Raw genomic sequence first — 22,761 nt, forward strand, 5'->3', positions numbered from 1 at the left:
ATGCTTTGGACGGACTGCTTAAATCGCCTGCGACAAGAGCTCTCTGGAAATGTCTTTACCATGTGGATTAGACCATTGGTGGCAGAAGAGCTCACAGACACTCTCAGATTATATGCACCTAATCCTTACTGGACGCGTTACATTCAAGAACATCATCTGGAACTGATTACGATTCTGGCAGAACAGTTGTCTGAAGGACGGGTACGCAAGGTCGAAATTTTAGTTGATTCCCGTCCCGGTGCGATTTTATCGGCCAGTGAACAGCCCGCGACCACCACGGCAGCCCTGACCTCAACCCCGATGCCGGTACCAAAACCGAAAAAAGAAAAAGAAGAGACGGCTAAAAATAGCCGCAAACGTCAGTTAAACCCGTTGTTTACCTTCTCGCTGTTTGTAGAAGGTCGTTCCAACCAGATGGCGGCTGAAACCTGTCGCAAGGTGCTGACCCAGCTGGGTGCTTCACAGCACAACCCGTTATTTTTATATGGACCAACCGGTTTGGGTAAAACCCACTTGATGCAGGCCGTAGGCAATGCACTGCTGCAAGCCAAGCCGAATGCTCGCGTGATGTACATGACGGCAGAAAGCTTTGTACAGGATTTTGTCAGTTCCTTACAGCAAGGCAAAGTGGAAGAGTTCAAGAAAAACTGCCGTTCGCTGGATTTGTTGCTGGTGGATGACATCCATTTGCTGGCCGGCAAAGAAGCTAGTCTGGTAGAGTTTTTCTACACCTTCAATGCGCTTTTAGATGAATCCAAGCAGATTATCCTGACCTCGGATCGTTATCCAAAAGAGCTGACAGAGCTGGATCCACGTCTGGTTTCACGCTTTTCCTGGGGCTTGTCGGTGGGTGTGGAACCTCCCGATATCGAAACCCGAATTGAAATTCTGCTGAAAAAAGCCGAAAGCAACCAGGTCGATTTACCACGTAACTGCGCCCTGTTTATTGCCCAGCAGGTGGTGGCCAATGTGCGTGAACTGGAAGGTGCATTGAACAAGGTGGTGGCGATCTCTCGTTTTAAAGGCACACCGATCGATCTGGATGTAGTACGTGAATCCCTGAAAGATGTACTGGCGATTCGTGCCCGGACCATCAGTACGGAAAATATTCAGCGCGTGGTCAGCGAATATTTCCGCATTCCCTTGAAAGAGATTGTCGGCCCGAAACGTACCCGAATTTATGCCCGTCCACGTCAGTTGGCGATGGGGTTGGCACGTGAGCTGACCGGTGACAGTTTCCCGGAAATTGGCATGGCCTTTGGCGGCCGTGATCACAGTACCGTGATGCATGCCTGCGAGAAAGTACAGAGCCTGCGTGAGGAAGATCCGATCTTTAACGAAGACTATAAAAACCTGCAACGTCTGTTGCAAAGTTGACCTAAATCGCTCAAATTCTATTCTTGCTATGCGGCTGCTTTTGCCGCATAGTAAACCGTTAAAAATTCACTTTTTCTATATTAATCTTCAGCTTTAGAGGAATGCACCGTGCGTTTAAAAATCGCGAAAGAAAGCTTACTGAATGTTCTCTCACATGTCGTAGGAGCGGTTGAACGTCGCCATACCTTGAATATCTTATCTAACCTGAAAATTCAGGTGACTGCGCAAGCATTGACGGTGACCGGTTCTGACCTGGAGGTTGAACTGGTGGCCAGTACCGCGCTGGCTGAAGGTGCATGTTTGCAGGCCGGGGAGACCACGGTTCCGGCGCGTAAGCTGATTGATATCTGTAAGTCACTTCCTGCCGCGGCATTGGTGGATTTGCATATTACTGAAGATCAGCGCTGCATTCTCAAATCAGGTAACAGCCGTTTTGTGCTGGGCACCTTGCCGGCTGATGATTATCCGTTACTGAATACTGAAAACACCCAGGGCACGCAAGTAACGGTGACCCAGCGTGAGCTGAAGCGTTTATTCGAGAAAACTGCCTTTGCCATGGCCGTGCAGGATGTACGTTTTTACCTGACCGGTACCTTGCTGGAAATTGATGCCAATCAGCTGCGTGCTGTGACCACCGATGGCCATCGTCTGGCGCTTTGTGAAACTGTTGCACAATCTACTGCAACCCAGCCTATTCAGGCGATTGTGCCACGTAAAGCGGTTGCAGAATTGCAGCGTTTATTGAGCGTCGAAGATGAACAGTTATCATTGTTGATTGGCCGTGAACTGTTAAACGTGACCATCAACATGCCAAGCCGTGACAAGGAACAGGCTGACATTACCGTACGTTTTACTACCAAACTGATTGATGGTAAATTCCCGGACTATCGTCGTGTGATTCCACGTGGTGGTGACAAAGTGGTGATGATTGCGCATGACGTATTCAAGCAGTCTTTACAGCGTGTTGCGATTCTCAGTAATGAAAAACTCCGTGGTGTATTCCTGAATTTTAATGCCGATTCTTTGCAGCTGCGCGCCAATAACCCGGAGCAGGACGAGGCGATTGAAGACCTGGCAATTCAGTATGCAGACTCGCCGCTGGAGATGTCGTTCAATGCGCAGTATCTGATTGAAGTACTGGGTGTACTGGATGGCGATGATGTATCAATGACCATGACTGAAGCCAACCAGTCTGTACTGGTACAGGATCCGGCACATACCGATCAGACTTATGTCGTGATGCCGATGCGTGTCTAAGCGGCTAGAGATACTCGTATAAATCATGCATATAACGCGTTTACATATTGAGCGTGTACGGAATTTAAAGACGGTTGCTCTCCACGGATTGCAGCCGTTTAATGTTTTTTATGGCCAGAATGGTTCAGGAAAAACTTCGATTTTAGAGGCCATTCATTTGCTGGCTGCCGGTCGTTCCTTCCGTACCCATATCCCGAAAAATTATATCCAGCAGGGTGCACAGGATGCGATTGTGTTTGCACAGTCGGCCACTGAAAAAATCGGCATGCAGAAAATGGCCAGTGGCGAGCAGCTGATCAAGGTCAATGGCGATCTGGTTGCTACCCAGGGTCAGCTGGCTAAATTATTGCCCTTGCAGCTGCTTGACCCGCAAAGTACCGATATTATTGATCATGGCGCCAAGCCGCGACGTCAGCTGTTAGACTGGTTGATGTTCCACGTGGAACCTGAGTTTTATCATGCCTGGCAATATTATTCGCGCGCCTTAAAACAGCGTAACAGTCTGCTGAAAAGCAAACGCTTTCTGAGCCTGTCTGATCTGGAACCCTGGAACCAGATGCTGAGCGAATATGGTGAGTTGCTGCATTCGCAACGGGTCGGCATCGTGGAACAGTGGAAGCCATTTTTTGCGGATGATCTGCAGCAGTTATTGCCCGATTTAGAGATTAGTGTGGAATACAGTCCCGGTTTTCATGCTGATACAGGCCTGCTCAACGATCTGACCAACCAGCATGAAAAAGACTGTGAGCGACGCTATACCGAATACGGCCCACATCGCGCAGATTTGCGTTTAAAGACCCCTTTGGGGGATGCCGATGTGATCCTGTCACGCGGACAGAAAAAGCTGCTGATGATGGCGCTAAAACTGTCGCAAATCGCAATGCTGCATTCTTGTAATAAGGAAACTGTGGTATTATTAGATGATGTGACAGCAGAATTAGATTTAACCGCACAACAACGTTTAATTGAGCGATTGAGCCAACTTGGTAGTCAAGTTTTTATTACCACCTTAGACCATGAATCAGTACAAAAGCACTTACATGATTTGTCTATCTCATATCAGTTATTCAATGTTGAAAACGGTACAGTTCAGGTTGTTGTGCAATAGTATTTTTTTAGTTTTACCCATCTTGGGATAGACCTATTTTTCACTAGGGAGAAACCATGAGTTCAGAAGATCAAGCTGCTTCTCAAACAGAACAAACCATTGGAAAGGCTTATGATTCCTCTAGCATCAAGGTATTACGTGGTTTAGACGCAGTGCGTAAGCGTCCGGGCATGTACATTGGTGACACAGACGATGGTACAGGCTTGCACCACATGGTGTTTGAGGTAGTCGATAACTCGATTGATGAAGCCCTGGCAGGCCACTGTGATGAAATTTTAGTGACGATCCATGAAGATGAATCGGTTTCAGTTTCTGACAACGGCCGTGGTATTCCGACCGATATTCACCCTGAAGAAGGGGTGTCTGCAGCAGAGGTGATTTTAACCATTCTGCATGCCGGCGGTAAGTTCGATGACAACAGCTATAAAGTCTCTGGCGGTCTGCATGGTGTTGGTGTTTCAGTCGTCAATGCGCTGTCTGAAAAACTCCTGTTGAATATTCGTCGCGCGGGTAAAACCTATGAACAGGAATATCGTCATGGTGATCCGATTTATAAGTTACGTGAAACAGGTACGACTGAAACATCGGGTACTACCGTTCGTTTCTACCCAAGCGCTGAAACTTTTAGCCAGACCATATTCAATGTCGATATTCTGGCGCGTCGTTTGCGTGAACTGTCGTTCCTGAACGCCGGTGTACGTATCGTGCTTCGCGATGAGCGCGTCAATCTTGAACATGTTTATGACTATGAAGGTGGTCTGTCGGAATTTGTTAAATATATTAACGAAGGCAAGACGCACCTGAATGATATTTTCCATTTTACTGCTGCACAGGCTGATACCGGGATTACGGTAGAAGTGGCATTACAGTGGAACGATTCCTATCAGGAAAACGTGCGCTGCTTTACCAATAACATCCCGCAAAAGGATGGTGGTACGCATCTGGCCGGTTTCCGTGCGGCGCTAACCCGTGGTTTAAACAACTACATGGACAGCGAAAATATCCTGAAAAAAGAAAAAGTTGCAGTGTCCGGTGATGATGCGCGTGAAGGTTTGACTGCGATCGTATCGGTAAAAGTGCCTGATCCGAAATTCTCTTCGCAGACCAAAGAAAAACTGGTCTCGAGTGAAGTGAAAACTGCGGTTGAGCAGGCCATGAACAAGGCTTTTTCTGAATATCTTCTAGAAAATCCACAAGCAGCCAAATCGATTGCCGGCAAAATTATTGATGCCGCACGTGCGCGTGATGCGGCGCGTAAAGCCCGTGAAATGACCCGCCGCAAGAGCGCACTGGATATTGCCGGTCTACCAGGAAAACTGGCAGACTGTCAGGAAAAAGATCCAGCACTGTCTGAACTGTACCTGGTCGAAGGTGACTCTGCGGGTGGTTCTGCCAAACAGGGCCGTAACCGTAAAATGCAGGCGATTTTGCCGCTGAAAGGTAAAATCCTGAACGTGGAACGTGCCCGTTTTGATCGCATGATTTCGTCTGCCGAAGTGGGTACTTTAATTACCGCCTTGGGCTGTGGTATTGGTCGTGAAGAATATAATCCGGACAAGTTGCGTTATCACAAAATCATCATCATGACCGATGCTGACGTGGATGGTTCGCATATTCGTACGCTGCTGCTGACTTTCTTCTTCCGTCAAATGCCGGAACTGGTCGAACGCGGTCATATCTATATTGCCCAGCCACCTCTCTACAAGCTGAAAAAAGGCAAGCAGGAACAGTACATCAAGGATAATGATGCACTGGAAACTTACCTGATTTCTAATGCGATTGACGAACTGGAACTGCATATCAGTGCTGAAGCGCCTGCGATCCGTGGTGAAGCACTGGCCAATGTGATTGCCGATTATCAGACTTCACAGAAGAGCCTGGCGCGTTTGACCCAGCGTTATCCGGCAAGTCTGCTAGATGCTTTGTTATCACTGGAAGGCTTTAAACTCGATCAGCTTGAAGATAAAAGCTATGTGGAGACTTGGGGTGAAAACCTGCGTGCAGCGATTGAAGTAATTCAGCCGACGCTACGCCCTGAATTAACCCTGGAATCTTTTGAGAAAGAACTGGCAGATGGTCAGAAAACTCAAAGCTGGTTGCCACGAATCACCATCTATGTGCATAACCTGCCGCATAGTTATCTATTAGACTCTGTGCTTTTAGGTTCAAGTGAATATGCACGTTTATTAAAGAATTCGAAGAGCTGGTTTAGCCTGCTTGAAGAAGGTGCTTATTTGCAAAAAGGTGACCGCAAGATTCAGGTCAGCAATTTCCATCAGGTCTGGCAGCATATTCTGTCTGACTCACGCCGCGGCATGATGATCCAGCGTTATAAAGGTCTGGGTGAGATGAATGCGGAGCAGTTGTGGGAAACCACCATGGATCCGGACAACCGCAACATGTTGCAGGTAACGGTAACCGATGCGATTGAAGCAGACCGCATGTTCTCTTGTTTGATGGGCGATGATGTAGAACCACGTCGTGCCTTTATCGAAGAGAATGCCTTGAATGCAGACATTGATACCTGATTGAGATAAGTTAAAAAAGAGCGCCTTTCGAGGCGCTTTTTTAATGCAAATTTGATGTGAATATGCTCTGAGTCATACAGAATTTCTTGTAATCCAGAACATATTTTAAATACCAGATGAGCTGCTTTTAGTTATTAAAATATTGAATTAAGCGGGAGCTAGGCGGCCTGAAACAAAGCATTGTCGATGAGTAGCCAACCTGAAGACAAGGGTCAGATCTGCATAAAGGTACTTTCTCATGCTGATGACAATATATTGCTGGCTCTATGAAAATGAAGATTTGAGTGCGGGTGAGAGCTGTGGTCGCTGTAATGATCCATGCTATATACGCTACAGCATGGCGTATAGAGAGCATTTAAATCAGGATGGGCATATAAAGAATATCAGTGCAGCCAAGACCAGGTTGCATGACGCAGCCTGATTAAACTGAAAAATAGTAAATAGCAGCAGATTGAATTGCAAAGACTGAAGTCATCATTTTTCAATGACTTATTACAAGATCTGTCTTTGGTTAAATACTATGTGAATAGTGTTCTTTTTGAATCTGCTATAAATATGATCAAACGTGTGGATAACTATCAAGTTATCCCTATTAAATTATGTGAATAAGATATTATTTATCCACAAGTGATTTTCTCAGAACCCCGTTCTTGTTTTTAAATTTAAAATGAATGCCTTATAGCTTGTGGATAAATGCTTTTGAATTTAAAATGGGGTTTTAAATTTAAAGTATTGTTTAGCTTTTTAGCTTTATATTTTTGCTGTTATACAGCACTACAAAAATCGATAACGACGCATTATTCTGGTTGGTTGGTTATTTTTATCCAATATTAAAAAAAGAATTTTAAATTAATTATTTATATATCCATTGTAGTTTTATTTAATAGTAAGCGTGGAACATATTCCGGTTGGAAATTAGGAGTTGTAGTTAAACTACACAATTGATTTAATAATCAAGTGAATCTTCATTTTTTAATTTGAAATCATCAGGTTATACCTGCTGTTTAGATCAGGCTAGGAAGGGACATGCAGATGTTCTAGGTTGAAAATAGAAAAAATAGCCTTGATAAAATGCTGTAAAAAAAAGCGCCTGATGGCGCTTTTTTAGCGCTTAACGCTCTATGGTGTCAGGATAATCTTGCGGCAGTCTTCTTCACGTTTATCAAAAATACGATAGCCTTCCGCTGCTTGTTCCAGCTTCATGCGGTGAGTAATAATCAGGTCTGGTGAAAGATCACCATTTTCAATATGTTCCAGTAATTGTGGCAGGAATTTATGTACGTGGGTCTGTCCCATTTTAAAGGTCAGACCTTTATCAAATGCATCGCCGAACAGGAAACCATGAATTGGACCGGCATAAACTCCCGGCACACTGACCACACCGCCACGGCGCACTGCTGCAATACATTGTCTCAGGACAGAACCACTCGAGCCTTCTAATTTTAAGTTGGTCATTACAGTTTCCAGCATGCTGCCTTTGGCTTCGAAACCTACGGCATCAATTACCGCATCGACCCCCCGATAGCCTGCCGTATTTTGGATAATAAATTCGGCTGCATCTACTTCATCAAAGTTGACCGGAATCGCGCCATAGGTCTGATGAGCAAAGCGCAAGCGGTAAGGATGATGGTCGACCATAAAGATCTGTTCGGCACCGAGCATTCGCGCGCAGGCAGCCGCAAGCAGACCGACAGGACCGGCACCATAAATGGCCACACTGGAACCCCGACCAACTTGGGCATTGGTCACGGCCTGCCAGGCGGTTGGCAGAATATCGGTCAGGAATAATACTTTTTCATCAGGCAGGGAACCTGGTACTTTAAAGGGCCCGACATTGCCTTTGGGAATGCGTACATATTCGGCCTGACCGCCCGGCACCCCGCCATACAGATGGCTATAACCAAACAGTGCTGCCCCCGGTGGAATCTGTTTTTTATTAATAATTGCACCGCGTCCGCTATTGGTATTTTCGCAGGCTGCGGTGAGTTCATGCTCACAGAAAAAACAGTGTCCGCATGCAATCACAAAGGGAATAATCACCCGGTCGCCTTTTTTCACCGATGTGACTTCAGGGCCGACTTCTTCAACCACGCCCATAAATTCATGACCGAAAATATCGCCTTGTTCGGTTGCTGGAATTTTCCCACGATAAAGATGCAGATCTGAGCCACAGATGGCGGTGGCCGTTACTCTAAGAATGACATCATCTGCTTCCTGAATGACCGGATCAGGAACGGATTCAACTCGTACATCGCGAGTACCGTGATAAGTAAGAGCACGCATGCGGATTTCCTCTCTCTAGTTCAACATTAAACAGACTCAAATCAAGACTGCTGAAAATTAAAAAACACTTGTATTAGAGCCCCAGGATGCAAGCTGACGCTGTAAATTAATGTATGAAAAAAGCCACTCGACTGTTTAAAAAATAAACTTATATTGGATTTGCGTAATTCGCTTCAAAATGTGTCGAATAGGCAGGAGAGAACAAGATCAAAGAACCATCTAGAAATAGATGAAAAAATACAGACAAGAAAAAACAGCTGAAAACATCAACAACAGGGAATAAAAAAAGAGATGAGTAACACTACTTACTCATCTCTCTGGTCTAGGATTTTACTGAAAGCGCTTTAGAAAGACTGCTCTAGCGTTTCCAGTTCCATCATCAGTTCCAGCATCTGTTCCTCGGCTGTTTCCAGTTTGGCCTTTAGCTCGGTTTGTTCATTCATCAGTTTCAGCAAGTCATTTTTACGTGAGGCATCATATAAGGCACTGTCTCCAAGCAAGCTTTCAATTTCAGCCAGTCGCGGTGTCAGCTTTGCAATCTGTACTTCGCATTTTTCAATATTCTTGCGAATCGGGCGGCTCAGTTCCCGCTGGCGTGCAGCTTCCTTACGCTGTGCTTCTTTATCCAGTTTGGAAATGCTTGCTTTGACTTCAACCTGAGATTTCACCGGTTCGGCCGGCTTTTGCCCATTTTTGATCATTTCGATCCGGGCCTGGCGTAACCAGTCGGCATAAGCGCTCAGATCGCCATCAAATTCACGGCACTGGCCATTATGTACCAGCAGCAATTCGTCACAGACGCTGGCAATCAGTTGGCGTTCATGCGACACCAGAACCACAGCACCCTGAAAATCCTGCAAAGCCATGGTCAGCGCATGACGCATATCCAGGTCTAAATGGTTGGTTGGCTCATCCAGAATCAGCACGTTTGGACGCTGCCAGACAATCAATGCCAAAGCCAGACGGGCACGCTCACCGCCCGAGAAACTTTCACTCGGGGTGTCCATACGTTCGCCGCTAAAACCGAAGCTACCCAGGAACGACCGCAGGCTGGCCTCACTGATTTTCTTGTCGGCAATACGGGCCAGTTGTAACATCGGGCTGGCAGTGCCATCCAGGGCATCCATCTGATGTTGGGCAAAATAACCAATATTGAGCAGTTCCGAGTCTTTGCGCAGACCCTGAAGCAATTTTAAGTCACCGACCAGCGATTTAATCAGCGTCGATTTACCGGCGCCATTCATCCCGAGCAGGCCAATCCGGCTGCTTGGCGTGATCTGTAAATTGACATTGGTCACAATCAGCTTGTCGCCATAACCAATATCGGCATGTTCCAGTTGCAATAAGGGTGAACTCATTTTGGTCGGTTCACGGAAACTGAAGGTAAACGGCGTATCGACATGCGCAGCAGACAGTTCCTGCATCCGTTCCAGCTGTTTGATCCGGCTTTGTGCCTGTTTGGCCTTGGTGGCTTGTGCTTTAAAACGGTCAATATATTTTTGCAGATGTGCACGGGTTTCCAGCTGCTTTTCATAAGCCTGTTGCTGCTGCGCCAGACGTTCACTACGGGTACGTTCGAAGGTCGAGTAGTTACCGGTATATAAAATCAGTTCCTGATTTTCGATATGTAAAATATGGTCGGTAATTGCATCGAGGAAATCCCGATCATGCGAAATCAGCACCAAGGTGCCTTCATAGGCTTTGAGCCAGTCTTCAAGCCAGAGAATTGCATCCAGATCCAGATGGTTGGTCGGTTCATCGAGAAGCAAGAGGTCTGAACGGCTCATCAGGGTACGTGCCAGATTTAGGCGCATGCGCCAGCCACCAGAAAAACTGGAGACATCCAGTTGTGACTGATGTTCAAAGAAGCCCAGACCGGCCATCAGTTGCGAGGCTTTGGCCGGTGCAGAATAGCCTGAAATTTCATCAAAACGGCCATATAAATGGGCCAGTTCGGCATCATCCAGCTGATCGGGTTGATCCAGTTTTTGCTGGATATCCCAGTATTCTTCATCGCCGGACAAGACGAAATCAATGGCTTTCATATTTAAGGCTTTAATTTCCTGCGCCATATGTGCCACGGTCCATACCGCCGGACGGGTCAATGAACCGGTATCCGATTCCATACCGCCGAGCAAGGCTGAAAACAGGGTCGATTTCCCGGCACCATTGACACCGGTTAGGCCAATCTTCCATCCTGGGTGTAACTGCATCGACGCTTTTTGAAATAAAACACGTCCACCGCGACGTATAGATAACTGGTCTAACTGAATCATTGAGAAATCAAGGCTAAGAAATAAGATGCGCCTATTCTAAAGGAAAGCCCTGTGAAAATGAAAAATCTTGCGGCTTTTACTGAAATGAGTCGGTTTTAAACTTTTTTAATTTATATATTATGAACATATAAATTGACTATTGGCTCTATTTTCATTCTGCACAGTTGTTTATAGTAGAAGCTGAATAAGCAAAAAATATAATAGAGTAAAATAAAAATGAAAAAGGGATTTTTAGTTTTATCTGCACTGGGTTTACTGGTCTCGACTCCAGCTTATGCCAAAGTAAATATCTGTGTGTTTGATCTGCTGGGCAAGTCTGGCGAATCTTTTAAACTCATGGAGGAATGGGCCTTGGCTGCAAAAAACTGGGGAGCAGAGATTCAACTGCTGAGTTATCAGGATGAAGCCAAAGTTGATCAGGATGCCAAGGCCGGAAAATGTGCCGGCTTCTATATGACCTCCATGCGGGCACGTGCCTATAACAAGTTTGCCGGCTCCATCGATGCGATTGGCGGGGTGCCGAATAACGACATTGCCATGAAAGCCATCAGCTACGTGCTGGACAAACGCAACAGCAAGCGCCTGACTACCCAGATGGGCAAGGAAAAATTTGAAGTGGCCGGTATCGGACAGATTGGGCCGGCTTATATTTTTGTTCGCGATCGTGGGCTGAATAAACTGGAACAGGTAAAAGGCAAGAAATTTGCTGTACTGCATTATGACTATGCACAAAAAATCATGGTCAACCGGATTGAAGCAGTACCGGTAATGTCGGAAATTTCCAATTTCATCCGCAAGTTTAATCAGGGTGAAGTCGATATTGTGGCGGCCCCGGCCTATGCCTTTAAACCGCTCGAACTAGAAAAGGGTCTGGGCAGTAAAGGCGCCATGATTAATTTCCCGGTAGTGAATGTTACCGCCGACCTGATCATTCGTCAGGATCATTTTCCTGAATCCTTCGCAGTGCAATCCAGAGACTGGTTCGTGAAACAGTTGCCGCGCAGTTTTGCCATGGTGAAGCGGATGGAAGCGGAAATTCCAAATAAATATAAGTTGAACTTGAGCCGTGAAGATCGCATTGCCTATCAGAAGATTTTACGCGAAGGCCGTATCGATTTAACCCGGCAGGGAATTTATGATCCCGACATGATGACGGTATTAAAACGTGCCCGCTGTACTGTAGAAAGAACCAATTTTGAATGTTCAATTGGGGGTGAATAAGGCTTAATGATGTATATCTTTGTAACTCTAACCAATTAAATGTAATTATAAGAAACAGCAGCCAAATATTAAAAATTTGATATTTAAGTGAATTTTATAATGTAACTGAAGCATCATTAGCCGATTTATCTTTATAGGCCAAAATACTGCATTAAATTGGAGTAAATGCTCTATTTTTTTTAATTAAACTTGCTTAATATTTGAGCCGTGTATGGACACTCAGCAAACAACAAGATTTCAAAGGATAATACAATGAAAAAAGCACTCTTATCATTGGCTGCATTTTCTACATTTGGTTTTGCTAATGCAGTGCATGCAGAAAAAGTCGATATCTGTGTGTTTGACTTACTCGGTAAATCCGGCGAGTCGTTCCAGATGGCGCAAGAATGGGCATTGGCTGCCAAAGGCTGGGGCGCAGAAATCAATCTGATTGCGCGTCAGGATGAAGCTGTGGCCGACAACGATTTTAAGGCCGGCAAATGTGATGGCGTATTTATGACGGCCATGCGTGCCCGCCAATACAATAAATTTGCCGGTTCTATCGATGCACTGGGCGGTGTGCCGAGTAATGCGATTGCCCAGCGCGCGATCAGTTTTACTTTGGACAAACGTAATGCCAGCAAAATGGTCAGTAATATAGGCGGCAAAAAATACGAAGTTGCTGGTATTGCGCCGCTCGGTTCAGCTTTCATTTTTGTCCGTGATAAGAGCATCAGTTCGATTGAAAAAGCGGCAGGTAAAAAATTCGCGGTACTCGGCTATGACGATGCCCAGAAAATCATGGTGCAACGTGTCGGTGCACAGGCAGTAATCTCCGATGTATCCAATTTTGTGGCCAAATTTAACAATGGCCAGGTAGATATGGTCGGGGCACCAGCCTATGCCTATAAACCGCTGGAAATTTATAAAGGCATCAGCAATAACGGTGCGATGTTCAATTTCCCGGTGCTGCATGTGACCTCTGATTTTGTTATTCGTCCGGAAAAATTCCCGGACGGTTTTGGACAAAAATCACGTGACTGGTTTATTAAAAACCTGCCAAAGAGCATGGCCATGATCAACCGTCTCGAAGCCGGTATTCCGTCAAAATATAAAATGAATCTGAGTGCTGAAGATAAACTCAAGTATCAAAAAATGTTGCGTGATGGCCGCATGGACATGACCAAACGTGGCATCTATGATGCCAGCATGATGTCGGTGTTAAAACGCGCACGCTGTTCTGTCGATAAAGCCAACTTTGAGTGTTCATTGCCGGGCGAGTAATTTGATTTTTAAAGAAAAAGCTTAGACAAGTCTAAGCTTTTTTTTATGGTTGAAGCGGGGCAGATCAGCCATTGTAGCGCTGATAAAAAAGCTTAAGCTTGATATAAAAGGTTGATATAAAAACAATTTGATATAGCTGAACATCGTAATAACAAAAACAAGGCATAAGGACATTAGAATGATGCAGAAAACATGGAAAATACTGGCATTGGCTACAGCGACATTTGCTGTTTCAGGTCTGGTGCAGGCCAAACAGGTGATGTGCGTATTTGATCTGGTGGGCAAAAATGGTGATGTGTATAGCGTCATGAAAGATTATCAGCTGGCAGCGAAAAACTGGGGCGCTGATATTGAGCTGCGGGTCAATACCAATGAAGCCGTCGTTGCAGAAGACTTTAAAGCCGGTAAATGTGATGGAATCAGTGTCACCGGAATGCGCGGGCGTCAGTTCAACAGTTTTACCGGTTCACTGGATGCAATTGGGGCAATTCCAGATCTCAACCTGGCGGTTAAAGTCATGCAGGGACTGGCGAGTCCGACTTTTGCCAAACATATGCTAAATGGTAAATATGAAGTGGTGGGGGTCATTCCTGTCGGTGATGCTTTCCTGTTGGTGAATGACCGTAGTATTAATACTGTGGCTAAAGCCGCAGGTAAAAAAATCGCGGTACTCGACTATGATGAAGCACAAAAAATCATGGTCCAGCAGGTCGGTGCTCAGGCGGTCAGTGCCGATGTTACCAACTTTGGTGCCAAGTTTAACAATGGTCAGGTCGATATCATTGGTGCACCTGCTGCGGTATTTAAACCGCTGGAGCTGCATAAAGGTTTAGGAAGCAAAGGCGCAATTGTGAATTATCCGGTGTTGCAGGTCACGGGCAATATCATTATCCGTCCCGATAAATTCCCGGCAGGCTATGGACAAAAATCACGTGAATGGGTGAGAAGCCAGTTGCCGCGTGCCTTTGGTATTTTGGGTAAAATGAAAGCCGATATTCCTGCAAAATACTGGATGGATATTCCTGCTGCAGATAAACCGGGTTATCAGAAAATGATGCGTGATTCCCGCATCAATCTGACTCAGCGCGGTGTTTATGACAAGCGCATGATGAAACTACTATGGCAATTCCGCTGTAAACAGAATCCACAAAACTTCGAATGTGCATTACAGGATGAGAACTATAAATAATCCTGATAAAATTACTCTGATTTGACTTTTAATCTGTAGAGACTGACCATATATTGAGTATGCTATACTTCAATATGGTCTTTTCTTTTTAAAGACATGCCATTCAACAGAGGAATCCGCCATGAATGCTCAAGCGCTTGTGCTCACCGACAATGCCGCAAATAAAGTACGCCAGTTGCGTGACAGTGAAGGTAACCAAGACTTAATGCTCCGTGTCTATGTGACCGGTGGCGGCTGTTCAGGTTTCTCTTATGGTTTTAACTTTGCAGAAAGCCAGAATGAAGATGATGCAGAATTTGCCAACGGCGATGTCAAAGTCCTGGTCGACTCACTCAGCTACCAGTATCTGGTCGGTTCGGTAGTCGATTATTTAGAAGGGCTGGAAGGTTCACGCTTTGTGGTGCAAAACCCGAATGCAACCACCACCTGTGGTTGTGGATCTTCCTTCTCGATCTAGACAAGCGCAACAAAAAAGTCCTCTTGATGAGGACTTTTTTTATATCTGCAGCGTACTTAGCTTTCCAGTTTTACCGCTTCGAGCAAGTCAAAGATGACGCTCGTTACATCCTGACTCAGATCGCGATTATTAAAAATTTCATAGGCGCTAATGGTGATATCGGTATCACTTGGCAGCAGACGCTGTTCTTCTTCAATCAGGTCATTGATCGGCAATAGGGTCTGTTTGACTTCCAGATGTAAAATATCTTTATATTCCACATTTTCATCGTCCAGTTCAATCAGCTGTTCATTGAAATACGGCAATAAAATCGCATGAAGATGCGGTTGCAGGTTCTCGATATCAAAGATCTCGATATCACGAGTTTCATCAATCGTACTAATGTGGTCATTTACTTCAATTAAAATATGGTAGTAACTCACATGAATCTCCAAAGATGGCCTGAACGATGTAGCCGTTCACAATAACATGAAATCAGAATAGAGTGTTTTTTATAACACTTATATACTTAAATTAATTAAGGGATTAGCAGGGAATAGCTTAACGGTTATAAAGCAGGGTCTTGTCTGCTGGTCTTAACTGGAACTGTTGCAGGTTTTGTTGTGCCAGTACCGGATACATCAGAGCCTCAGGATCATCGTGATGATACAGGCCCAGGGCATGTCCGAGTTCATGGGCCAGCGTCAGGCGCAGATCATCTTCTGCATCAAACTGGTAAATATGAATTTGATGCCCCATAAATACCCCTTTATGAAATTCGCGCGCAGGAAAACGTTGCTGGGCCTGAACGATATTCTGCTGATGATTTTCAAGATTGTGCTGGTATCTGGAAACATCCAGATTAAAGGAGTGTTGCTGTTCCTGGAAATACTGCGCTTCCCGTTTAAAATTTTCCGATTTACGCTGTAAAGCCTGAACTTCATAGTCTAACTGTTGATGTTCATTCGCCGATAAATTCGGCTGCCGGCGTCGTTGTTCTAAGCTCTGAAATTCATGATGAATCTGATCTCTTTGCTGGATCAGGCGTTGCTGCTGGCTGACCAGATGCTGATGGGAGGCTTCCAGATTTTTGACCTGGCGATGATACTGGGCTTCATCTGCCAGCAACTGTTTTTCGACTTTCTTTAAGGCATCATATTCCTGTTGCCGTTGATCATAAATCAGGTGAATACTCAGTTGAGCATTTTCATCATAGACCATCAAATCATCACGATTCGTTCCCTGATGCCAGATCTCGATGGCTTCCTTGCTCAGTTGAATGACCTGATCTTTACTCAGCCCAAAGCCTACATCCACCTGTTCGACCTTGAAGCGTAAGCGTGTGTCAAAAGGATGGCTGAGCCGGTCTGCCAGCGAGTTGTAGCGCAATTGTGGATGGGTTTTGATCTGCATCTGCATATAGGCAGACACGATTAACCCAACAATGACCAGACAGAGTAGAAGGCGCATATTGTTATCAAGATGCTTATTTTTAAAAAATATAGCTTAATTTTAAGGCATTTCCCATGCTTATTTGCCTTCCTGCTCAGCTTTTGGATAAAGTCCTAATTCGGCCAGAGCCTGCTGCAAAATTTTCAGGCGAATTGCCGGATCCATATGACTTTGCATTTGCATATTCAGGGAAAATGCCACGCTGTCAGCTTGGGGTGTTTCGATCCAGCCGGTGAGCCAGCCGACTTGCGGTTCTAGATCCATACCCCAGCCGGATTTGGCATAGAGTCGATAACCCTGTGTTTCCTGTAGCAGTAACATGGCTTTCACCTGCTGCTGAACCTGAGGATCAAAGGCCAGTTGTTCCCGGGCCAGAGCAGCGGCAAATTCGACTTGCTGTTTCGGGGTAATTTTTAAAGGGCCGACCAGCCAGAAGTTGTCGACCTGCTGCCCAATCTGCTGATTGCCGAATTTGATCCGTTGCACTTCCTGTTGCATCAGTTCCAGACCAATACGACGCGCCAGTTCCTGATAGACCGGTACAGCAGAGGCCTGCATGGCTTCGGCCAGGGTCATGTCTTTTTCCCAGGCGGTAAAACTGCGTTTTTTGCCATCCCATTTAAAGATTTCATTGGCAGTGGCTTTGCCATGTTGCAGACCAATCAGGGCATTGAGCATTTTAAAGGTAGAGGCGGGTACATATTCGCTATCGGCACGACTTAAATCATTACCATAGACCTGGATTTGCTGATCACGTTGAATCAATAAAACCCCAGAACTTTGTGCCTGATCAAATAATCTGGCAATCGCCTGTTTAGATTGCATTGCAGTCGTTTGAGATGCAGCAGGTACCACAGGCAGGCTGCAGGCGGTCAGGCTCAGGCTAATGAGTAAAGGCAAAAAAATTAGAATTTTCATGGTTGATGCTATTGTCATGTTGGATTTAACTTAAACAGCTTTGCCTGAAAATACGATCGATTTTTGGTAATTTTACTTTTATTCTTTCAAATTTAGGCATAAAAAAACCGCGCTTTCGCGCGGTTTTTCAGTTAAAGCGACAAATTATTTTTTGTCATCTTTTACTTCAGTGAATTCAGCATCTACAACGCCGTCATCAGCTTTTTGCTGTTGTTGACCAGCATCACCACCGAATGCATTCGGGTCAAAACCTTGCGCACCGCCTTGGCCTTGCGCTGCTTCATACGCACGTTGCGTGATCGGCATGATGATGTTTTGCAACGCTTCAGTCTTCGCTTTGATTTCTTCAACGTCATTTTCTTTAGTTGACGCTTCAAGCTCAGCAACCGCAGTTTCAATTGCAGTTTTTTCCTCTGCAGTCACTTGTTCACCAAGATCTTTTACTGCTTTTTGAGCAGAAGAAACCAGTGCATCCGCTTCATTACGTGATTTTGCCAGTTCTTCAAACTTGCGGTCTTCTTCAGCATTCGCTTCAGCATCACGGATCATCGCTTCAATTTCAGCATCGCTCAAACCTGAGTTTGCTTTAATTTGAATTGATTGTTCTTTACCTGTGCTCTTGTCTTTCGCAGACACTTTCAAGATACCGTCAGCATTGATGTCGAACGATACTTCAATTTGTGGCACACCACGTGGCGCAGGCGGGATATCGCCCAACTGGAAATTACCCAACAGTTTGTTTTGCTGAGCCATTTTACGTTCACCTTGGTAAACCGAAATGTCTACAGCAGGCTGGTTGTCCGCAGCAGTTGAGAACACTTGAGATTTCTTCGCAGGAATCGTGGTGTTTTTCTCGATGATTGCTGTTAACACGCCGCCCATGGTTTCGATACCCAGTGTCAACGGTGTTACGTCAAGCAGAAGTACGTCAGTTTTGTCACCTGAAAGTACCGCACCTTGAATCGCAGCACCCATTGCAACTGCTTCGTCCGGGTTCACGTCTTTACGTGGCTCTTTACCGAAGAATTCTTGTACTTTTTGTTGTACAAGTGGCATACGTGATTGACCACCTACCAAAATTACGTCAGAGATGTCAGAAGTCGAAAGACCAGCATCTTTAAGCGCAATCTTACATGGCTCAATAGTACGCGCAACCAGGTCAGCAACCAGGCCTTCTAGTTTCGCACGTGTTACGTTGATCACTAAGTGTTTAGGACCAGTCGCATCAGCAGTGATATACGGCAGGTTGATTTCAGTTGCATTCGAAGATGAAAGTTCGATCTTCGCTTTTTCAGCCGCTTCTTTTAAACGTTGAAGTGCAAGAGGATCTTGTTTCAGGTTGAAGTTTTGTTCTTTTTTGAACTCTTCAACCAGGAATTCGATTAATGCGTTATCGAAGTCTTCACCACCCAGGAAGGTATCACCGTTGGTAGACAATACTTCGATTTGCTGGTCGCCATCAAGATCCGCGATTTCAATGATTGAAACGTCGAAAGTACCACCACCCAAGTCGTAAACCGCAATTTTACGGTCGCCTTCTTTCTTGTCCATACCGAACGCAAGTGCCGCAGCAGTTGGTTCGTTGATGATACGTTTAACTTCCAGACCTGCAATTTTACCTGCATCTTTAGTCGCTTGACGCTGCGCATCATTGAAGTAAGCAGGAACTGTAATCACCGCTTCAGTCACTGTTTCGCCCAGGTAATCTTCCGCAGTTTTCTTCATCTTTTTCAAGATTTCAGCAGAAACCTGTTGTGGCGCCAGTTTCTTGTCATTAACGTCTACCCACGCATCACCATTGTCAGCTTTGATGATTTTGTAAGGAACCAAACCGATATCTTTTTGTACTGCTTGGTCTTCATAACGACGACCGATCAAACGCTTGATTGCGAACAATGTATTTTTCGGATTTGTCACTGCCTGACGTTTTGCAGATTGACCAACCAGAATCTCGCCATCTTTGTAGGCAATGATTGATGGGGTAGTACGCGCGCCTTCAGCGTTTTCGATTACTTTAACTTTGTCGCCTTCAAGTACTGCAACACATGAGTTTGTAGTACCTAAGTCAATACCAATGATTTTAGCCATTTGGATGTTTCCTCAAAAATTCTTTTATTCCCAAATTTTTCCCTTTATCAAAGGGAAGTTAAAAGGGATTTACTTGTTATCCGATATGAGAGCCGTTCGACTTTTTTCAAGTAAAATTTTTAAAAAATTTCACAAACTCCCGAATTTATTTGGCTTAAGCGCCAACCATAACCATGGCAGGACGCAATAAGCGACTATTCAGCGTGTAACCTTTTTGCAAAACAGTCCCAATTTCATTGGCTTTGGCATTTGGATCAATTCCGACAGCCTGATGCAGGTCAGCGTTAAAACCGTTATCGGTATCTACTGCCACCACCCCAAATTTCTCTAAGGTATGCAATAAAGATTTTAGGGTCAGTTCCACCCCTTCACGTAATGGAGTTTGCTCATCACCTGCCGCAACAATTGCACGTTCCAGGTTGTCGACGGTTTCTAAAAGCTCTTTAGAGAACTTTTCTAAAACTGTATCTTTATGCTTTTCAGATTCACGCTGAATACGTTCCACACTTTTCTGTGCTTCATAGACTGCATTGGCTGTACGTGCTTTTTCTAGCTTTAAATCGCCTTCAAGTTGCGCAATCTGCTCTTGCAAAGATTCAACGGAAACTTCTGCCTGCTCGGTTTCAGCTTGAGTTTGCGCTGTATCCTGTTCCGCTTGCTCTTGCTCAAGTTGTTGAGCTTGCTCGTTTTGCTCAGTCGCCATTGATTTACTCCGTTTAAATGGGTTCTTAAACATGTACAGTCCTTAGGCCTCAGTGTTCACTGCGTTAATGCTGAACTGCCATGGTTGTGAAGTTCTTGATTACCTAAAGAAATCGGGGCAGGGTGTAAAAATTCAAGCGTCGACCCAGATTAAATTTAAGATTTATGCGAAATCTTCACTAAAGCGGGTAGGTCAAGCAGACAACAGCAAGCGGTTTAACCAGAAATCTACTGTACTGCCTAAAAAAATCAGGCTCAGCTGAATCCAGAAAAAGCCATATTTTTAGCTTTATGAGCTTGCTTGGGTGTAAATGTAGAAGCTTAATAGATTGAAAATAAATATAAAAAATTAAAAATCGTATTTTTGAATAAATTTAATAATTTTAATCTGTTTTAAATATTGGTAAAAAAACGACATGATGTTCCTATAAACAGCGACCTTGTTCAGAAGAGAGAGCCGAACCAGGTTGCTGTTGCCCTATTTAAGCTTGCTTTTTCAGGCTGAGTTCCCCCAAGACTCAGCTTTTTTTTGCCTGAATATTTATTAGACATAAAAACGATTAATATCTAAACAATAAAGTATTTCTCAATAGGTGAAATTTTGATTAATATTTATTCCAGATTCTATCGCTGTAGTTTCTTCTTATTTTGAAATGTGTTTTCGTGGCTTATCTTTTTCTCTAAGATAAGCCTTTTTTTTAGCTAAAATTTAGCATTGCTGATCGGCTGAAACTGAAAATTATGGCTTGGCGGATAAATCCGCTATGTATATAAAAATACTGGTGACCAAATCAGCTTGATGAAATTTTTCCATAAAAAAAAGCCCGATACAGGCTTTTCAGTAGAAGGTTGTGCTAAGGAATCAGTCGCGACGATCACGTGGACGTTGTTGCTGCTGTTGCCGTCGGTTTTCGTTCCAGCGTGAGTTAGGTGAACGGTTTGGCTGTGCTTTTTTTGCACGCTGATCGCTTGCACGTTTACGGTCTTGCTCTTGGCGACGTTTGCGTTCTGCTTCAGCCTGTTTTTGCCGTTGGCTCATGATGTTTTTACGCTGCTGTTCCTGACGTTGACGCTCCAGCTGGCTTTTACGTCGGTCCAATTCCAGCTGTCTTTTACGATCCTGCTCCCAGTTACGACGTTGTACTTCCTGTTTACGTCGATCCAGTTCAAGGCGTTTACGCTGTTGTTCATATTCCCAACGCTGCCGATCATAGCGACGCTGTTGCTCATAACGCCGATCCTGTTCATAGCGACGGTCATAACGCTGATCATAACGGCCGTCATAATAGCCACCATCTTCAGGAAAAGCGACACAGCCTACAGCCAAAAATGCAGTTGCCAACGACAGAGCTATAATTTTACCAGCCATAGGCAGTCTCCCAATTTACAATAAAAAAAATATACTTAAGCTCGCAAAAGTGCGTCAAAAATATCATTTAAACTGTCAATGACATCTTCTATAAAGCAGGGTAACGTATTGGCTAAAACTGTATGTACATAGATATTGAGACTTCTATAAGAATATGGTCACTAAAATACTAATCGTGTAGAAACTATGAAGAATTAAGAGAATAAGGACTAAAAATAATGACTCTGAATCATCCAGTACTGAAAACTGTAATGGAAAAAGGACAAGGGCCGGCAGCCCGGATGCTGGACCGCTTACCTGGTATTGCACAAGATGCATTGGTTAAGGCCCTGGATTATCCTCATCTCTATCCTGATTTAGATCCCATGGTCAAATGCCTGATGGCAATCCAACTTAAACAGGGGCATGGCAGCTTCTTGAGTGAAGATGTTGCACAGGCACGGACTGTATTTGATGCCCGCATGAAAACTATTCAGGCCAAGCCGACTGCAGTTAAAATGGTAGAAGACCTGCGTCTGCCTTTACAGAGCGGTACTATTTTTGCCCGGCATTATCATCCTGCACCGCAGAAAAAGTTACCGATGGTGATTTTTTATCATGGCGGGGCCTTTATGGTGGGTGGTCTGGACAGCCATGATGAATTCTGCCGGTTACTGGCAGTACACGCCAAAGTACAGGTACTGAGTGTGGCCTATCCGCTGACTCCGGAATTCAGTCCGCTGCAGATCGTGCAGGTCTGTGAAGATGCCTTGGCCTGGGCGCATCAACATAGCAAACAGCTGAAAGTCTATAAAAACCGGATTGCTGTGGCGGGAGACAGTGCCGGTGGCAATCTGGCGACAGTGGTGGCCCAGCGCAGTGCCGGAAAATCCTATGCGGCACATGCCCAGTTGCTACTTTATCCGGCAGTTGATTTTAAAAGCCGTCATCCATCTTTCTATGCTTATAAAGATGGTCTGGTCTTGTCCGAGCAGGATATTGATCTGGTGACTTTGATGTATGCAGAAACCCACCAGATTGCACTGGATGACCCACTGATTTCACCCACTTATGGTGAATTACGTAACTTGCCACCTGCCTATGTGATTACTGCACAGCATGATGTTTTACATGATGAAGGCTCTATCTATGCACATAAATTACGTCAACATGGGGTAAGGGTGCATTATGCTGACTATACCGATCAGGCGCATGGTTTTATCAATTTAACCCCTATTTCCCGTCGTGCTAAAAAATATGTAATCGAGATCAGCAAGGGCTTTCGTAAATTTTGGGATAAACGTAACTAAAGCCA

At 44.8% G+C, this 22,761-nt stretch carries 17 protein-coding genes; 9 read left to right on the forward strand and 8 right to left on the reverse strand.

Annotation, left to right across the window (positions count from 1 at the left end):
- The 4 genes from dnaA (at position 1) to gyrB (ending at position 6,270) form a co-directional block, all read left to right on the forward strand.
- Positions 1 to 1,377, forward strand: coding sequence for a chromosomal replication initiator protein DnaA (gene dnaA, locus AC3IT7_RS00005; RefSeq protein ID WP_489248982.1), 1,377 nt, complete (start codon positions 1 to 3; stop codon positions 1,375 to 1,377).
- A 108-nt stretch (positions 1,378 to 1,485) separates the two neighbouring features.
- On the forward strand, positions 1,486 to 2,634 hold the full coding sequence (gene dnaN, locus AC3IT7_RS00010) for a DNA polymerase III subunit beta (protein WP_253160678.1): 1,149 nt from the start codon (positions 1,486 to 1,488) through the stop codon (positions 2,632 to 2,634).
- 25 nt (positions 2,635 to 2,659) lie between these two features.
- Complete coding sequence (recF, locus tag AC3IT7_RS00015) at positions 2,660 to 3,742, forward strand: DNA replication/repair protein RecF (RefSeq protein WP_475653640.1); 1,083 nt, start codon at positions 2,660 to 2,662, stop codon at positions 3,740 to 3,742.
- A gap of 56 nt (positions 3,743 to 3,798) precedes the next feature.
- Positions 3,799 to 6,270, forward strand: coding sequence for a DNA topoisomerase (ATP-hydrolyzing) subunit B (gene gyrB / locus AC3IT7_RS00020; RefSeq protein WP_475653641.1), 2,472 nt, complete (start codon positions 3,799 to 3,801; stop codon positions 6,268 to 6,270).
- A gap of 1,119 nt (positions 6,271 to 7,389) precedes the next feature.
- Here gyrB and AC3IT7_RS00025 read toward each other — a convergent pair.
- Positions 7,390 to 8,553 (reverse strand): zinc-dependent alcohol dehydrogenase, encoded by a 1,164-nt coding sequence (locus AC3IT7_RS00025; RefSeq protein WP_475653642.1) that lies wholly within the window; start codon positions 8,551 to 8,553, stop codon positions 7,390 to 7,392.
- 344 nt (positions 8,554 to 8,897) lie between these two features.
- Positions 8,898 to 10,829, reverse strand: a complete 1,932-nt coding sequence (locus AC3IT7_RS00030) for an ATP-binding cassette domain-containing protein (protein WP_475653643.1) — start codon at positions 10,827 to 10,829, stop codon at positions 8,898 to 8,900.
- A 216-nt stretch (positions 10,830 to 11,045) separates the two neighbouring features.
- On the opposite strand from AC3IT7_RS00030, the gene AC3IT7_RS00035 reads away from it, so the two are divergent.
- The 4 genes from AC3IT7_RS00035 (at position 11,046) to erpA (ending at position 14,959) form a co-directional block, all read left to right on the forward strand.
- Positions 11,046 to 12,050 (forward strand): putative solute-binding protein, encoded by a 1,005-nt coding sequence (locus AC3IT7_RS00035; protein WP_475653644.1) that lies wholly within the window; start codon positions 11,046 to 11,048, stop codon positions 12,048 to 12,050.
- Positions 12,051 to 12,302: 252 nt separating this feature from the next.
- The gene (locus AC3IT7_RS00040) at positions 12,303 to 13,313 is read left to right on the forward strand and encodes a putative solute-binding protein (protein ID WP_489248983.1); all 1,011 of its coding nucleotides are present in this window, start codon (positions 12,303 to 12,305) and stop codon (positions 13,311 to 13,313) included.
- 181 nt (positions 13,314 to 13,494) lie between these two features.
- A complete protein-coding gene (locus AC3IT7_RS00045; protein ID WP_475653654.1) occupies positions 13,495 to 14,502 on the forward strand; it encodes a putative solute-binding protein in 1,008 nt (335 codons plus the stop codon).
- Positions 14,503 to 14,623: 121 nt separating this feature from the next.
- Positions 14,624 to 14,959, forward strand: a complete 336-nt coding sequence (gene erpA / locus AC3IT7_RS00050; protein WP_004281944.1) for an iron-sulfur cluster insertion protein ErpA — start codon at positions 14,624 to 14,626, stop codon at positions 14,957 to 14,959.
- Positions 14,960 to 15,015: 56 nt separating this feature from the next.
- On the opposite strand, the gene AC3IT7_RS00055 is transcribed toward erpA, so the two are convergent.
- The 6 genes from AC3IT7_RS00055 to AC3IT7_RS00080 form a co-directional block, all read right to left on the reverse strand.
- Entirely contained in the window at positions 15,016 to 15,393 is a 378-nt protein-coding gene (locus tag AC3IT7_RS00055) for a hypothetical protein (RefSeq protein ID WP_475653646.1), read from the reverse strand.
- Between the two features lie 106 nt (positions 15,394 to 15,499).
- Positions 15,500 to 16,408, reverse strand: coding sequence for a matrixin family metalloprotease (locus AC3IT7_RS00060; RefSeq protein WP_475653647.1), 909 nt, complete (start codon positions 16,406 to 16,408; stop codon positions 15,500 to 15,502).
- 60 nt (positions 16,409 to 16,468) lie between these two features.
- On the reverse strand, positions 16,469 to 17,308 hold the full coding sequence (blaOXA, locus tag AC3IT7_RS00065; protein WP_475653648.1) for an OXA-134 family carbapenem-hydrolyzing class D beta-lactamase: 840 nt from the start codon (positions 17,306 to 17,308) through the stop codon (positions 16,469 to 16,471).
- A 144-nt stretch (positions 17,309 to 17,452) separates the two neighbouring features.
- Positions 17,453 to 19,396, reverse strand: coding sequence for a molecular chaperone DnaK (dnaK, locus tag AC3IT7_RS00070; protein ID WP_489248984.1), 1,944 nt, complete (start codon positions 19,394 to 19,396; stop codon positions 17,453 to 17,455).
- Between the two features lie 154 nt (positions 19,397 to 19,550).
- A complete protein-coding gene (gene grpE, locus AC3IT7_RS00075) occupies positions 19,551 to 20,099 on the reverse strand; it encodes a nucleotide exchange factor GrpE (RefSeq protein ID WP_475653650.1) in 549 nt (182 codons plus the stop codon).
- A gap of 861 nt (positions 20,100 to 20,960) precedes the next feature.
- Complete coding sequence (locus AC3IT7_RS00080; protein ID WP_489248985.1) at positions 20,961 to 21,467, reverse strand: hypothetical protein; 507 nt, start codon at positions 21,465 to 21,467, stop codon at positions 20,961 to 20,963.
- A gap of 218 nt (positions 21,468 to 21,685) precedes the next feature.
- Here AC3IT7_RS00080 and AC3IT7_RS00085 point away from each other — a divergent pair, with 218 nt between their 5' ends.
- Entirely contained in the window at positions 21,686 to 22,756 is a 1,071-nt protein-coding gene (locus AC3IT7_RS00085; protein WP_475653652.1) for an alpha/beta hydrolase, read from the forward strand.
- Positions 22,757 to 22,761: the final 5 nt, after the last annotated feature.

This window comes from Acinetobacter sp. KH_038, assembly GCF_057839405.1.

Coding starts and splice junctions, on each gene's coding strand:
- AC3IT7_RS00080 (WP_489248985.1), bottom strand. CDS start 21,467: ATGGCTGGTAAAATTATAGCTCTGTCGTTGGCAACTGCATTTTTGGCT.
- AC3IT7_RS00030 (WP_475653643.1), bottom strand. CDS start 10,829: ATGATTCAGTTAGACCAGTTATCTATACGTCGCGGTGGACGTGTTTTA.
- grpE (WP_475653650.1), bottom strand. CDS start 20,099: ATGGCGACTGAGCAAAACGAGCAAGCTCAACAACTTGAGCAAGAGCAA.
- AC3IT7_RS00085 (WP_475653652.1), top strand. CDS start 21,686: ATGACTCTGAATCATCCAGTACTGAAAACTGTAATGGAAAAAGGACAA.
- blaOXA (WP_475653648.1), bottom strand. CDS start 17,308: ATGAAAATTCTAATTTTTTTGCCTTTACTCATTAGCCTGAGCCTGACC.
- AC3IT7_RS00040 (WP_489248983.1), top strand. CDS start 12,303: ATGAAAAAAGCACTCTTATCATTGGCTGCATTTTCTACATTTGGTTTT.
- gyrB (WP_475653641.1), top strand. CDS start 3,799: ATGAGTTCAGAAGATCAAGCTGCTTCTCAAACAGAACAAACCATTGGA.
- dnaA (WP_489248982.1), top strand. CDS start 1: ATGCTTTGGACGGACTGCTTAAATCGCCTGCGACAAGAGCTCTCTGGA.
- AC3IT7_RS00025 (WP_475653642.1), bottom strand. CDS start 8,553: ATGCGTGCTCTTACTTATCACGGTACTCGCGATGTACGAGTTGAATCC.
- recF (WP_475653640.1), top strand. CDS start 2,660: ATGCATATAACGCGTTTACATATTGAGCGTGTACGGAATTTAAAGACG.
- dnaK (WP_489248984.1), bottom strand. CDS start 19,396: ATGGCTAAAATCATTGGTATTGACTTAGGTACTACAAACTCATGTGTT.
- AC3IT7_RS00060 (WP_475653647.1), bottom strand. CDS start 16,408: ATGCGCCTTCTACTCTGTCTGGTCATTGTTGGGTTAATCGTGTCTGCC.
- AC3IT7_RS00045 (WP_475653654.1), top strand. CDS start 13,495: ATGCAGAAAACATGGAAAATACTGGCATTGGCTACAGCGACATTTGCT.
- erpA (WP_004281944.1), top strand. CDS start 14,624: ATGAATGCTCAAGCGCTTGTGCTCACCGACAATGCCGCAAATAAAGTA.
- AC3IT7_RS00035 (WP_475653644.1), top strand. CDS start 11,046: ATGAAAAAGGGATTTTTAGTTTTATCTGCACTGGGTTTACTGGTCTCG.